The organism is Desulforamulus reducens MI-1, assembly GCF_000016165.1.
Lineage (GTDB): Bacteria > Bacillota > Desulfotomaculia > Desulfotomaculales > Desulfotomaculaceae > Desulfotomaculum > Desulfotomaculum reducens.
Window position 1 is genome coordinate 2,263,650 of the sequence record NC_009253.1, and the last position, 13,675, is coordinate 2,277,324.

Here is a 13,675-nt window from a genome sequence, read left to right on the forward strand (position 1 = left end):
TATGTCAACCATATCTCTAAATAAGATCACTTTACAATTTGAGTATGTTTTAAGCCTTAAGCCAACTGTTTTTTGCCCCGAACCGTTTCCATGGACATGGATAGAATCCGCGTTACACCAGCCTCATCCATGGTTGCACCATAAAGGGCCTGCGCTTTTTCCATGGTGCCTTTGCGGTGGCTAATCACAATAAATTGAACCTCATTGGATGTATTAGATAAATATTCAGCAAATCGGTTCACATTGGCTTCATCCAGAGAGGCTTCAATTTCATCCAGTACACAAAAGGGGCTGGGTTTATACTTTAGGATAGCAAATAACAGTGCAATGGCTGTTAAGGCCCTTTCCCCACCAGATAGTAATGATAAGCTTTGGTTTTTCTTACCCGGTGGACGAGCTGTAATTTCTATGCCACAGGTTAGAGCATCTCCACCAGTTAGATTCATTGAGGCGCCACCCCCTCCAAATAACTGCTCAAACACATGGGAAAAATTTTTGTTAATAATCTTAAAAGCATTCTCAAATTGGCTAGACATTAGCTTGTTCAGTTCATCAATTAATTGCTCTAAGGAGTTTCTACTTTCCTCCAAATCTGCCCTTTGCTCCTCAAGGAAATGATACCTTTTCATAACTTCCTGGTACTCGTCCTCTGCCCCGGCATTCACTGCTCCCATTTCGGCCATACGGGACTTAAGATCTTGTAAATCACTACGGGCTTGTTTTTTATTTGCAGCAGGTTCAACAGCCAATTGAGAAGGATCCTCTATCCCGTTTTCCCTCAGTCTTGTTTTCAAAAGTTCCAATTCTGTTTGAATACGGGTCTGCTGTAGTTCCATGGCATGTACCTTCTGACTAGTCTGCAACCAGAGCTGCTGCTTCTCCTGCAATCTTTTCTCAAGATTCCCAAGGTTTTCGCTGACAGCCCCCTGTTTGGCCTGTTCTGCCTTAAGATTTCCCATGGCCATTTGATGTTCCTGTTGCAAGCGCTTTAAGTCCATACCTACCTGGGATAACTGTTCTTGCAATTCACCTTTTCTCTTGTCCATTTGCTGTAATAGCTCCTGGGATGACGCTAAAGATATCTTTCGTTCTTCAATTTCCTTTTCCAGACGGTTAATAATTTTTTGCACGCCAAGCATTTCCTGTCGCAATTCAGCCTGCCGAACTTTTTCTTGATAGAGATTATTCTCCATATCAGCCTTTTTCTCCCTGGCCTTTGCAAGCTCTTCCTGGGTGATGCTAATATCCCTTTGCAATTGTTCCAGTTCCTGTTCCAGTAATGCCAGTTTAGCCGCTGCTTCCTGCTCGGACTGAGACCACTGGGCCATTTCCTGTTCAATATTGTGCATTTGGTATTGGCTTTCCTGCCTGCGCTCATTGGCTCTGGCCAATGCTTCCTTGGCTTTGGTTAAATCCATTTCCGCCGCCTGAAGCTCCAATCCCAGGGTTACTAATTGCTGCTGCGAAACCTTATATTGTTCAGTGCATTGCCGTTGATGTTGCTGTTGTTCCCCAAGAATTCCCGTCAGTTTATGTACCTGATTATGCAGATCCTGTACAACTTTAGCCAGTTCATCCCTCTCCCTGCGGGTATGCAGCATACCTCCGATATTCCGGACAGTACCACCTCCGGATAATGAGCCTCCTGGGTTAAATAATTCGCCTGTCAGGGTTACAATACGGAGTCTTTGCTGCATTTGTCTGGCAACCTGAATGGCATTATCCAGGGTATCAACCACCACCAGACGTCCCAGTAGCAATTCAACCACCACACGGTATTTAAGTTCTACCTCAATAAGATTGGCTGCTAGTCCAACAACACCAGGTAGTCCCAGGGCCCTTTTTTCCCAGTCACCAGGAGGAGTTGGTCGTAATGAATCAAGGGGCAGAAAGGTAGCTCGCCCAAGGTTTTGCCTCTTCAAATAATCAATGGCTTCTTTGGCTTGCTGGGATGTTTCTGTAACGATATTTTGCAGTGCTCCTCCCAGTGCAGCCTCCATGGCAGTCTCAAAACCCTTGGGAACTTTGATCAGATCCGCCACAGCACCGCATATACCAAGGGCACGGCTATTGTTATTGGTGACCGCCCTTAGCAACTCCCTAACTGGTTTTATGAAACCCGTGTGGGAGTTCAGGTTTTCTTCCAAAACCTTGAGTCGGGAATGCTTAGCAACCATTTCTTCCTTCACGGCCAAGAGCTTAGATTGCACCCGCATCAACTCGTCACGTAACTTCTCCAACTTAACCTCTGACTTCTGCTGTTCCTCCGCCAACTGCAGCTTTTTCTGATTGAGTTCCTCAACTCTTTTTTGGGCTGCATCTATGTTAGACTGCAAGGATATTCCCTGGTCATGAACTTCCTGGGCCACCCTTTCTATATGCTCCCGGCGATGACTTAGCTGTTCCTTACGGTCCATAGCTTGGTTTTGAATGTTTCGTTGGTTGGCCACCCTATTCAACTGTTCAATTAAATCAGTGTTAAGGTTTTGAAACAAATCCTGCTTTTGCAAAACTTCCTGTTCGATACCTTCCAGTATCTGATGGGAATCGGAGGTATTCTCCAACTCAATACTTTCCTTAATCTGTCTAATCTTTTCCTTTTCTACAGTTAGCTCCTGGTTAAGTTGCTGCAAAAATACCGTGGAATCCTTTTGATACTGTTCTATTCTTTGATATTCAGAAACCTGATGATTAATTTGCTCAATGGTTAAGGCTTGTTTATTTTTTAAACGGTCTATGCCACCGTCCAACTCAAGAATTTGTTCTTTTAAGAGACTGATTGACGCTTCTATTTTAAGGAACTCAGACTTAGCTTGAGTGATTTCTTCCTCAAGGGCTGGTCTTTCATCCTTGTATTCTAGTTTTAAACTTTCCAGTTGGCTTGCCAAATCATTAACTTTAACTGAAAGATCATCCCAATCCCTTTTGTACAAAGATAATTCCAAGTTCCAGGCCTGCTCATATAGCATTTTATATTGCTTCGCCTTCTCAGCCTGTTCTGCCAGTGGGTCGATGCGTCCCGACAATTCGTTGATAATATCGGAAACCCTGTTTAAATCCTGCTGCGCGGAAGTTAGTTTCCGCAGGGCCTCTTCCTTTCGGTGTCGGTATTTTACAATGCCTGCCGCTTCTTCAATGATAGAGCGTCTTTCCTCGGGCCTGCTGCTTAAAATTTCATCGACTTTACCTTGCCCAATAAGAGAGTAGGCCCCGCGGCCTAAACCGGTATCCATAAATAGTGCATGGATATCCTTAAGCCTGCAGGGCACCTTGTTAATCAAGTACTCACTTTCTCCAGAACGGTATAAGCGCCGTGTAACTGATACTTCCTCATAGGGCAGGGAGAACATTTTTGCCGTATTATCTAATGTTAAAGTCACTTCTGCCAAACCAACAGGTTTTCTTTTAGCACTGCCGGCAAAGATCACATCTTCCATGCGACCGCCCCTTAGAGAAGAAGCCCTCTGTTCACCCAGGCACCAGCTTATGGCATCCGAAATATTACTTTTCCCACTCCCGTTGGGACCCACAACAACGGACAAGCCAGAATGCAACTCTAACTTAACACGGTCACCAAAGGACTTAAAGCCCTGTATATCCATTCTTTTTAAAACCAATGCTCTGCCCCCTGTAGTCCGTTTCTTTATCGGATTGGTCCAGCTGATTTATGGCCGGATTTTCCCATGCCTTCAAGATGCTGAAAGGCATCCTTTGCTGCCTGTTGTTCAGCTTCTTTTTTAGAGTGACCGCTCCCCTTACCGATGACCTTTCCTTTGTAGATCACCCCGGCTGTAAAGGTTTTGTCATGATCGGGGCCGGATTCATCCATGATGGTGTAGGTTAAGGGGTCTGGAGATGATTGTTGCAGTATTTCTTGTAATTCTGTTTTATAATCCCTATCCAATCTTCCAGCCACAACATCGTCGATAATAGAACTGAGGCAGTTTAAAACAAAATGTCTGGAAATTTCCAACCCCTGATCCAAATAAATAGCACCCAGTAATGCCTCAAAGGCATCAGCCAAGATGGATGGCCGCTCCCTGCCGCCGGAACGTTCTTCTCCACGCCCCATGCGCAGGCAACGGCCCAGGTCCAATCCCCGGGCTACCTTTGCCAAGGAGGGCTCACATACTGAAGATGCCCTCATTTTCGTTAGCTCGCCTTCAGTTCGATCTGGGAACATTTTATATAAGTGTTCACTGATAATCAGCTCTAAAACTGCATCCCCTAAAAATTCTAATCTTTGATTATGACACAAACCATGCCCCCTGTTTTCATGAACACAAGAACTATGCGTTAGTGCCTGTATCAGCAGTGTAGGATTATGCCACTTAAAACCCAAACGTGTTTTCAGGCGATTAGCTTGCTCGTCTTGTTTAGACAAATGAATCACCACAGCTCTAAAAATTAAACTTTTTAAAGGCCAGTGTTACGTTATGTCCCCCGAAGCCAAAGGAGTTAGAAAGTGCCACATCGACATTCATTTCTCTGGCCTCATTGGGTACAAAATCCAAATCACAATCAGGATCAGGGTTTTCATAGTTAATGGTAGGCGGTACCATACTATTTTTAATGGTTAGAATGGAGGCCATTCCTTCTATGGCTCCAGCTGCTCCCAGCATGTGCCCGGTCATGGACTTGGTTGAGCTTACCACTAACTTATAGGCATGTTCTCCAAATACTTTTTTAATAGCCCCAACCTCCGCCACATCCCCTACGGGAGTAGAAGTACCATGGGCGTTGATATACTGAACATCCTCCGGTTTTAATCCTGCATCTTCCAGAGCCATGCGCATAGCTGATGATGCACCATATCCTTCCGGGTCTGGAGCGGTAATATGGTAAGCATCGCAGGTACTACCATAACCTACGATTTCAGCATAGATATGAGCTCCCCGTTTTTGAGCATGTTCCAGCGTTTCCAGCACCAGCATGGCTGCACCCTCACCCATAACAAACCCGTCCCGATTAGCATCAAAGGGTCTGCTAGCTTGCTCGGGTTCATCATTATTAGTTGTCATGGCCTTGGCAGCACAGAATCCTGCTACGGCCAGGGGTGTAATCGGTGCCTCCGTTCCACCAGTGATCACAACCTCAGCATTACCCCTTTGAATTAGCTTAAAGGCATCGCCTATGGCATTACCACTGGAAGCGCAAGCAGTAATGGTTGTAATGTTGGGACCCCTTAGACCAAATTTAATGGCGATCTGGCCTGCCGCCATATTGGCAATCATCATGGGGATCAGGAAGGGACTAATCCGGTTAGGTCCCCGGTTTACCAATACCTTGCATTGTTCCTCAAAGGTTTCCATTCCACCAATACCAGAGCCAACGATAACACCGGTATGGTCCTTATCCAAAGCCTCCAAGTCAAGACCCGCATCTTCTATGGCCATGGCCGCTGAAACCACTGCATATTGGGAAAACTTGTCCATACGACGGGCCTCTTTTTTATCTAGATACTTAGAGTAATCAAAATCCTTTACCTCACCCGCTATTTGGGTGGAGTATTCGGACGGGTCGAACCTGGTGATTCTGGCAATTCCAGAAACACCCGAAGTAAGTGCAGTCCAGAATTTGTCCAGCCCGGTGCCCACAGGGGAGATTACTCCCAGACCGGTTACAACAACCCGTTTTGACAAAATAACTTCCTCCTTACATTTTGAAAAAAGCTTAGCACTTTATACCCTTGGTTCACCGCCCTACAAGCATTATAAATATACTAGGGATTAAACCATCGGAGGCCTTTACTTTTCCTATACTTTCTTGTGAAAAAAGTCCCGGTTTTAATGCCGGGACTTTTAACCAAAACTACTGGCGGTCCTGAATAAACTTAACGGCATCGCCTACAGTGCGAATTTTTTCTGCCTCTTCATCAGGGATTTCCAGACCGAATTCTTCTTCTAAAGCCATTACTAACTCAACAATATCAAGAGAATCAGCGCCCAGATCATCCACAAAAGAAGCTTCCATTTTTACTTCAGCTTCCTCAACACCCAGTTGATCCACAATAATTGCTTTAACCTTATCAAACATATCTTCACCCCCTTCCGGGATATTAAATCTTTAGCTCTAATAATGAATATCGAGGCGATAGCCACGACAGTTACATTGCAATTCCACCATCAATGCCAATGACCTGACCTGTAATGTAGCCACAGAAGTCGCTGGCCAGAAAAGCAACCATACTGGCCACATCTTCCGGTGACCCTAAGCGGTTTAAGGCGATGGAAGATACCATCTTTTCCCTGGCTTCAGAGGTTAAATGTTCCGTCATATCCGTCATAATAAAGCCTGGGGCCACCGCATTTACCGTAATATTACGGGGACCCAGCTCTTTGGCCATTGATTTGGTAAGGCCAATTAAGCCAGCCTTAGCCGCAGAGTAGTTTGCTTGACCGGCGTTACCATATTGACCCACCACCGAAGAAACATTAATAATACGACCTGAACGGGCCTTCACCATTGGTCGGGCCACTGCTTTAATGGTATTAAAAGCGGATTTTAGGTTAACTGACAATACAGAATCCCAATCTTCCTCTTTCATTCTCAGGATTAAATTATCCCGGGTAATCCCTGCATTATTCACTAGGATGTTAACTTTTCCAAACTCCGCCAACGTAGCAGCCACCATTTCCTGTACCTGTTGGGCATCTGATACATCTGCTTTGTAAACTAATACCCGTCGACCCATCTCACGAATGGCAGCGGCGGTTTCTTCCGCAGCCTCAGTACGACCAGCATAGTTTACCACGATATCTGCCTGGGCTCCGGCCAGGGCCAGGGCAATGGCTTTACCGATTCCCCGAGATGCTCCAGTGACAATAGCAACTTTACCATTCAGAAACATTTTAGCCAACCTCCTTGAACAGTGCAAGGACTTTTTCCAAGCTTGCCAAATCTTCCAGGTTGCTAGTGGTTATTTCCTTAGAAATTTTCTTAACCAAACCGCAGAGAACTTTACCTGGTCCTAATTCCACCAAGGTATTAATTCCCTCAGTAGCCATCCTTTGAATGCTGTCTTCCCAAAGAACTGCACCGGATACCTGTTTAGCCAGGGACTGTTTTACTTCTTGTACTGTCCTTACATAATCAGCACTGACATTGGCTATAACTGGAATTGCCGGATCACAAATCTCTATTTCTTCCAGTATTGGGGCTAGTCTTTCACCTGCCGGGCGCATAAGACTGGAATGGAAAGGACCACTGACAGCTAGGGCAATGGCTCTTTTGGCACCAGCGGCACGGCACAGCTCCATTGCCTGCTGTAATGCTTCTTGTTCCCCGGCTATAACCACTTGACCTGGGCAGTTGAAATTTACTGGTTCAACCACCCCATGGGACGAGGCCTCCAGGCAACAGGCAACTACCTTCTCTCTGGCCAAACCAAGAACCGCTGCCATTCCACCGGACCCAACAGGAGCCGCCTCCTGCATAAACAGGCCCCTCTGACGAACAACCTTAACGGCATCCGAAAAATGGACTGAACCGGCGGCCACCAGGGCAGAGTATTCGCCCAGACTGTGCCCGGCCAGCACCGAGGGAAGTATGCCGCATTCCTGTTGCAACACCCTCAGGGCTGCCACACTAACTGCCAATAGGGCAGGCTGAGTATTCACAGTGCTATTGAGTTCTTCAACTGGTCCCTCAAAGCATAATTTTGTTAATCCAAAGCCTAACGAATCGTCTGCCTCTTCCATGGTTTCACGAACTACTTGAAAGTTATTATATAACTCCCTGCCCATGCCCACATACTGGGAACCCTGGCCCGGGAAAACAAATGCTACCTTAGTCAATTTCTAAAATTCACCTCCAGCTAACCGCGCTAATACTTGCTCTGCACCACCAATAATTTCCTGAATGATCTCTTCGGCCGGTTCTATTTTTTTAACCATACCACAAATCTGCCCAGCCATTACAGAACCTTGCTGGATATCACCTTCTACCATGGCCATGCGAAGACGTCCAACCCCCAATTTCTCCAATTCTTCAAGGGAAGCACCCTGACGCTCTCTCTCTTCAAAATGCCTAGTCAGCTTATTACGAATAACCCGTACCGGGTGCCCTGTACTACGGCCAGTAACAACGGTTTCGCGGTCTCTGGCTTTAATCAAGATGTTTTTTACATTATCGTGGACGGTACATTCCGTAGCACACATGAAACGTGTACCCATTTGAATCCCCTGTGCACCTAGGGCCAACGCAGCTACCAATCCTCTGCCATCAAAGAAACCTCCTGCGGCAATAACCGGAATGTCTACGGCATCCACCACCTGGGGAACCAGTGGCATGGTATGCAGTTCTCCAATGTGACCCCCGGATTCTCCTCCCTCGGCAATCAAGGCATCCACCCCAGCTTTAGCCATACGCTGGGCTAGGGCCACAGAGGGAACAACAGGTATCACCTTAGTACCAACCTCTTTCAATGCGGGAACATATTTTCCGGGGTTGCCTGCACCAGTGGTAACCAGCGAAACCCTTTCATCAATAATTAATTGCATGTTTTGTTCCACAAAGGGGGACATCAACATAATGTTAACCCCAAAGGGTTTGTTCGTTAGTTTTTTGGCCAACCAAATCTGTTCCTCCAACCACTCGGTTGGCGCATGACCAGACCCAATAATGCCAAGTCCACCAGCTTCTGATACCGCAGCAGCCAGCTCAGCAGTGGAGACCCAGGCCATACCCCCTTGCAAAATTGGGTACTCAATCCCTAGTAAATCACACAATTTCGTTTTTATCTTCAAGTACCTATCCCTCCCTGTCTCTCCACTTCAGTACAACTCCACCAGAGGTTAAACCAGCCCCAAAGGCCACCATCACAAGGTTATCTCCAGCCTTCACACGACCCGAATGAACGGCTTCGGCCAGAGCAATGGGTATAGAAGCAGAAGAGGTGTTTCCATAGCGATCTAAATTCACAGCCACTTTATCCATTGGCAAACGTAATTTTTTAGCAGCGTGCTCAATAATCCGCATGTTGGCCTGGTGTGGAATTAACAGATCAATATCACTCAGTTCCAAATTTGCTGCCTTTAAAAGGGTTAAGGACGCTTCCTCCATTACCCGTACTGCATAGCGAAAAACTTCTTTACCATTCATGTGTATGTAATGCAGCTTTTTCTCAACAGTGACCGGATCCGCAGGCATTTTTGAACCACCAGCCGGGATATACAGGTGTTCCCAACCTGCTCCCTCAGCACTCAACTTGCTGGCCAAAACTCCTTCATCAGAACTCACTGGTCCCACCACAACGGCCCCTGCACCATCACCAAATAAAACACAAGTATTCCGATCATCCCAGTTTACCACCTTCGACAAAACCTCAGAACCAATAACAAGAACATGTTTCATGGCTCCGGTAGCAATAAACTGTGTCGCAATACTAAGACCATATACAAAACCAGAACAACCTGCTTCTAGGTCAAAGGCCCCCGCCTTTGTTGCACCTAGTTCCTGTTGAACCAGACAGGCCCCTGCGGGTATGATCATATCCTTAGAACAAGTAGTTAATATAATTAAGTCCAGTTCCTCCGGCTTTATCCCGGCATGCTCCAGCGCCCTTCTGGATGCTATGGTTGCCAGATCCGACGTGGATTTTCCTGGTTCGGCTATTCTACGTTCCTTTATCCCGGTACGGGACTTTATCCATTCGTCACTGGTATCCACTATTTTTTCTAACTCTTTATTGGTAAGTATTCGTTCAGGCACATAACTCCCCACACCTAGGATGCCCGCTCGAATCAGGTGGTTGGGCATTTACTCCTCTACCCCCTTATCATTTTCCAAACTTTCTTTAATGGCTGGAACCAGACCCTGTTCCACAGTTTCCTTTGCCACTCGCAGGGCATTTTTAATAGCTCTAGCCCTCGAACTCCCATGACAAATCACCGAGACACCATTGACACCCAGTAGAGGTGCACCTCCATATTCAGCATAATCCATGCGCCGCTTAAAACTACCCAGCATATGCATAATGCGCTCATTACCGATAATATCTTCAAGTCTGCCCAATTCTTGCTTAAACATCCCCAGTATGCTCATGGCCAAACCCTCGGCAGATTTTAAAATAACGTTTCCTACAAAGCCGTCGCATACAGCCACATCACTGCCACCTAGGAAAAGGTCTCTGCCTTCAACATTCCCTACAAAGTTAATACTAGTTTTCTGTAACATTTGATAGGAGGCAATTGTCAATTCATTGCCCTTGGTTTCTTCAGCTCCAATATTTACAAGACCAACCTTTGGTGAAGGAAGCCCTAGGACCCTTTCCGCATAGAGGGATCCCATAACAGCAAACTGCTTTAAATGCTTAGGACGACAATCTACATTGGCACCGGCGTCTAACAGCACCACTACACCCTTTGCGGTTGGCAGTAATGTACTGATGGCCGGACGGTCTACACCGGAAATTCGACCTAAAATAAATAAGGAAGAAGCCATTTGAGCTCCTGTGCTTCCCGCAGAAACCACAGCATCAGCAACACCTTCCTTAACCAGTTGGGTTGCCACAACAATGGATGAGTTCTTCTTTTTACGAATGGCACTAACAGGATGTTCTTCCATTCCTACCACCTCCGGTGCGTGAACAATGGAAATTAAACCTCCTGCTTCATCCCCATCCAGTTCCTTTTGTATTTTTTCCTGGTCCCCAACCAATAGAATATGGACCCCTAATTCTTGGGCTGCATCCCTAGCACCCCGAATAATCTCCATAGGTGCATGATCGCCACCCATTGCGTCCAAAGCTATCTTTATCACTGGTTCCCCTCCTCTTCCAGGGCAAATACCGTATAAACCCCTTCAAAAACCTCTGATCCTTCCACCCGGGAAATAACCCTGACTATAGTTTTGTTTCCTGTTTGACGACTAATTTCTGCCCGACAAATAACCATATCCCCCACTTTAACCTGATGTTTAAAGCGTACTCTGGCGGCGCCTGTTAAAGCAATCTCTGCGTCAATTATAGCCACAGCCAATGAGTTTGCCTGGGCAAATAAGTGGTGACCCCTTGCTACTAAATTTTTCCGAAAGGCCATTTCTGGCGTAATCCTTAAATGGGATACACCAAAACGTCCCACTTTAATTTCCTGCAGATCCCCAACCAACTCGTCGCTCCCCAGCGAGCGAACGAAATCATTGGTTTTCAAGGCAGTTTTCATCCGCTCCCGCAATTCAGGAATATTTAGTTCAGACCTATCCAATCGTATGGTCTGAATGCTAACCCCAAATAACCTTGCCAGTTCCTCATCCTTAAGAAGAGGATTATGCTCAAGACATATAGCTAATTCTTTTTGTCTATGATTTTTTCCGCTGCCACGTCTAGCCATGCAACCACCACTACATAATTAGTACCTGGTACTAATTATAACCAGATACCTTCTTGATTGCAAATCATTTCTTTTATTTCTCCTAAAAAATGTAAAAACCCTTTCTCTAATTAGAGAAAGGGTTGCTTTAACATTACTTGTTAGCAGCGATTACTTCACGGTTTTTGTAGTAACCACATTCAGGGCAGAGATGATGCGGTTGGATTAGCGCATGGCACTGCGGGCAGGCTACCAGGCTGGGGGCTTCTAATTTCATGTTCATAGCCCGGCGCTGTCTTCCCCGGTGCTTAGCAAGTTTCCTTTTCGGTACACCCATTTTCTTACACCCCCTTCAAAAAGTAAAAACTTATTGTTGTAATTTTTTAAGTATGGCTAATCTTGGGTCAATGGTTTCATTTTCGCAGTCACACTGCTTTATATTCAGGTTGCACCCGCACCCTTGGCATAAACCACGGCAATCAGGTGAACAAACCACCCTCATGGGTATTTCCATTAACAACGACTTAATGACTTCCGGTTCAATGTTTAGGACATCCCCATCGAACCCAATTATTTCGCCATCGGGATCTTGATGACCATTGCTCTTGCCATAGATCTCATCGATTGTTCCCTGTATTGTAAGTTGCACAGGTTCTAAACAACTTACACAGTCACTGCTAACCACCGCTCTGGTCTGTCCCTTTACCAGAAATTGATTATTCTGGTTTATAACTTCTCCAGATACCTCCACAGCTCCAACAAATGAAAACCTTTGGCCGCTTACCGCCACACTGTCAATTTGCTCACTGACATGAAAGCTTATTTTCTCACCAGGGGCGTTCCTAATTTTTAGGATATTAATGATCACTTGTTACAAGTCACCTCGATTAACAAAATTCATTATATAAAGCGGGTAATTATTTGTCAAGGAAAATTACTGTATAATGGTAAACTGCTTTCTATGGTCTAAAGTAAAGCATTTCCATTTATATATATTCTAGGACTAATCCATGCAAAAATAACGGGGTGATACCAATTTTCTTTAAAATCCGCCGTCGGCTCACCAGAGTAAACAAGCAAGAATACGCTTCCCTTTTTTGGATAGGACTGGTCATCTTATTTATTTGGGGAATGGTTATTCAGCCAAAAATTGTCTATGAAGGTTCGCTAAGCGGTTTGAAAGCTTGGTGGAATATTGTTTTCCCATCCCTTTTACCTTTTTTTATTGTCTCAGAAATTTTAATGAAATTAGGTCTGGTTCATTTTATGGGAGTATTGTTAGAGCCCATCATGCGACCGCTATTTAACGTTCCCGGGACCGGCGCCTTTGTTATGGTCATTGGTTTTACTAGCGGTTTTCCCATTGGCAGCATGGTTACTGCTAACCTTCGCAAAGATAACCTCTGCACCCAACTTGAAGCCGAACGATTAATAAGCTTTACTAATAATTCCAGTCCTCTGTTTATGCTGACCGCAGTGGCTGTTGGCATGTTTGGGCGTCCTGAGCTAGGAGTTGTCATTGCCGGATCCCATTATTTGGCTAATTTAGTCCTAGGGCTTTTACTACGCTTTTACGGTCCTAATGAGAGGAGCCTTATCGAAACCCCCGTCTCCAACCGTAGTATTAAAAACGCCTTCAAGGTATTGCTCTCTGGGGCTAAAGGAGGACCACCCCTGGGGCAACTTCTTGGAGAAGCCGTCGCCTCCTCTGTCAGCAAACTGTTGAACATCGGTGGGTTCATCATATTATTTGCAGTTATTATTCGACTACTCAGCCACTCGGGTATCATTGATCTTTTGGCCTCTATTTTGGGCCTGTTATTAATGCCACTGGGGATGTCTCCAGAAATATTGCAGGCCTTGGCCAGCGGCCTATTTGAAATGACCATTGGTACTAAGATGGTTGCTGAAGCCAATGCTTCAGAATTGCATAGATTAATGGCAGTGGCAATGATTTTGGGTTGGAGCGGGTTTTCAATTCATGCCCAAGTGGCATCCATGATTGCAAAGACCGATATTCGAATGGGAATATTTGTTTTTACCCGGATGGCCCATGCATCACTGGCAGCATTTTTTACTTGGTTGTTCTATGAACCACCGGGAAATTCTGCTACTCTGGTGGTGCCTTCACTGGCACCAGTGATCCATGAATTTTTCCACTCGCCCTTATTCATCCTGATAGCCTCACTGTTATTAATGTTTGTTGCTCTGGTTTCTTTAATTATTTTAGGTATTTTAGTACACCTGCTTTCGCACTTTTATAAAAAAATACTGACACTCCATTGATCAAAATTCCCCCTTCAAAAAAGGTATTAGACCTATGGCTGTGGAAACAATAGTACATACTTAACATCTTTTAGCGTTCA

Annotated in this window: 13 protein-coding genes; 1 reads left to right on the plus strand and 12 read right to left on the minus strand. The window is 45.4% G+C overall.

Features of this window, described 5'->3' with window-relative positions; all coding sequences use genetic code 11:
* Positions 1-56: 56 nt before the first annotated feature.
* From smc to DRED_RS11065, 12 genes are all read right to left on the minus strand, one after another.
* Entirely contained in the window at positions 57-3,617 is a 3,561-nt protein-coding gene (gene smc / locus DRED_RS11010; RefSeq protein ID WP_011878391.1) for a chromosome segregation protein SMC, read from the minus strand.
* Positions 3,618-3,643: 26 nt separating this feature from the next.
* Entirely contained in the window at positions 3,644-4,384 is a 741-nt protein-coding gene (gene rnc, locus DRED_RS11015) for a ribonuclease III (protein WP_011878392.1), read from the minus strand.
* A gap of 16 nt (positions 4,385-4,400) precedes the next feature.
* A complete protein-coding gene (fabF, locus tag DRED_RS11020) occupies positions 4,401-5,642 on the minus strand; it encodes a beta-ketoacyl-ACP synthase II (protein WP_011878393.1) in 1,242 nt (413 codons plus the stop codon).
* Between the two features lie 169 nt (positions 5,643-5,811).
* Entirely contained in the window at positions 5,812-6,036 is a 225-nt protein-coding gene (gene acpP / locus DRED_RS11025; protein WP_011878394.1) for an acyl carrier protein, read from the minus strand.
* Between the two features lie 70 nt (positions 6,037-6,106).
* On the minus strand, positions 6,107-6,850 hold the full coding sequence (fabG, locus tag DRED_RS11030; protein ID WP_011878395.1) for a 3-oxoacyl-[acyl-carrier-protein] reductase: 744 nt from the start codon (positions 6,848-6,850) through the stop codon (positions 6,107-6,109).
* A gap of 1 nt (position 6,851) precedes the next feature.
* Positions 6,852-7,796, minus strand: coding sequence for an ACP S-malonyltransferase (fabD, locus tag DRED_RS11035; protein WP_011878396.1), 945 nt, complete (start codon positions 7,794-7,796; stop codon positions 6,852-6,854).
* A gap of 3 nt (positions 7,797-7,799) precedes the next feature.
* Positions 7,800-8,747, minus strand: coding sequence for an enoyl-[acyl-carrier-protein] reductase FabK (gene fabK, locus DRED_RS11040; protein WP_011878397.1), 948 nt, complete (start codon positions 8,745-8,747; stop codon positions 7,800-7,802).
* Positions 8,748-8,751: 4 nt separating this feature from the next.
* Positions 8,752-9,759, minus strand: a complete 1,008-nt coding sequence (locus tag DRED_RS11045) for a beta-ketoacyl-ACP synthase III (protein WP_011878398.1) — start codon at positions 9,757-9,759, stop codon at positions 8,752-8,754.
* A complete protein-coding gene (gene plsX, locus DRED_RS11050; RefSeq protein ID WP_041274920.1) occupies positions 9,760-10,758 on the minus strand; it encodes a phosphate acyltransferase PlsX in 999 nt (332 codons plus the stop codon).
* A complete protein-coding gene (gene fapR, locus DRED_RS11055) occupies positions 10,758-11,330 on the minus strand; it encodes a transcription factor FapR (RefSeq protein WP_011878400.1) in 573 nt (190 codons plus the stop codon). Before fapR ends, plsX begins: the two co-directional genes overlap by 1 nt.
* Before the next feature lie 133 nt (positions 11,331-11,463).
* The gene (gene rpmF / locus DRED_RS11060; protein WP_011878401.1) at positions 11,464-11,646 is read right to left on the minus strand and encodes a 50S ribosomal protein L32; all 183 of its coding nucleotides are present in this window, start codon (positions 11,644-11,646) and stop codon (positions 11,464-11,466) included.
* A 30-nt stretch (positions 11,647-11,676) separates the two neighbouring features.
* Positions 11,677-12,177 (minus strand): YceD family protein, encoded by a 501-nt coding sequence (locus DRED_RS11065; protein ID WP_011878402.1) that lies wholly within the window; start codon positions 12,175-12,177, stop codon positions 11,677-11,679.
* 158 nt (positions 12,178-12,335) lie between these two features.
* Between DRED_RS11065 and ylbJ the strand changes: the two genes are divergently transcribed.
* On the plus strand, positions 12,336-13,595 hold the full coding sequence (gene ylbJ / locus DRED_RS11070) for a sporulation integral membrane protein YlbJ (RefSeq protein ID WP_011878403.1): 1,260 nt from the start codon (positions 12,336-12,338) through the stop codon (positions 13,593-13,595).
* The last annotated feature ends 80 nt before the right edge of the window (positions 13,596-13,675 follow it).

Coding starts and splice junctions, on each gene's coding strand:
- acpP (WP_011878394.1), bottom strand. CDS start 6,036: ATGTTTGATAAGGTTAAAGCAATTATTGTGGATCAACTGGGTGTTGAG.
- fabG (WP_011878395.1), bottom strand. CDS start 6,850: ATGTTTCTGAATGGTAAAGTTGCTATTGTCACTGGAGCATCTCGGGGA.
- DRED_RS11045 (WP_011878398.1), bottom strand. CDS start 9,759: ATGCCCAACCACCTGATTCGAGCGGGCATCCTAGGTGTGGGGAGTTAT.
- fapR (WP_011878400.1), bottom strand. CDS start 11,330: ATGGCTAGACGTGGCAGCGGAAAAAATCATAGACAAAAAGAATTAGCT.
- rpmF (WP_011878401.1), bottom strand. CDS start 11,646: ATGGGTGTACCGAAAAGGAAACTTGCTAAGCACCGGGGAAGACAGCGC.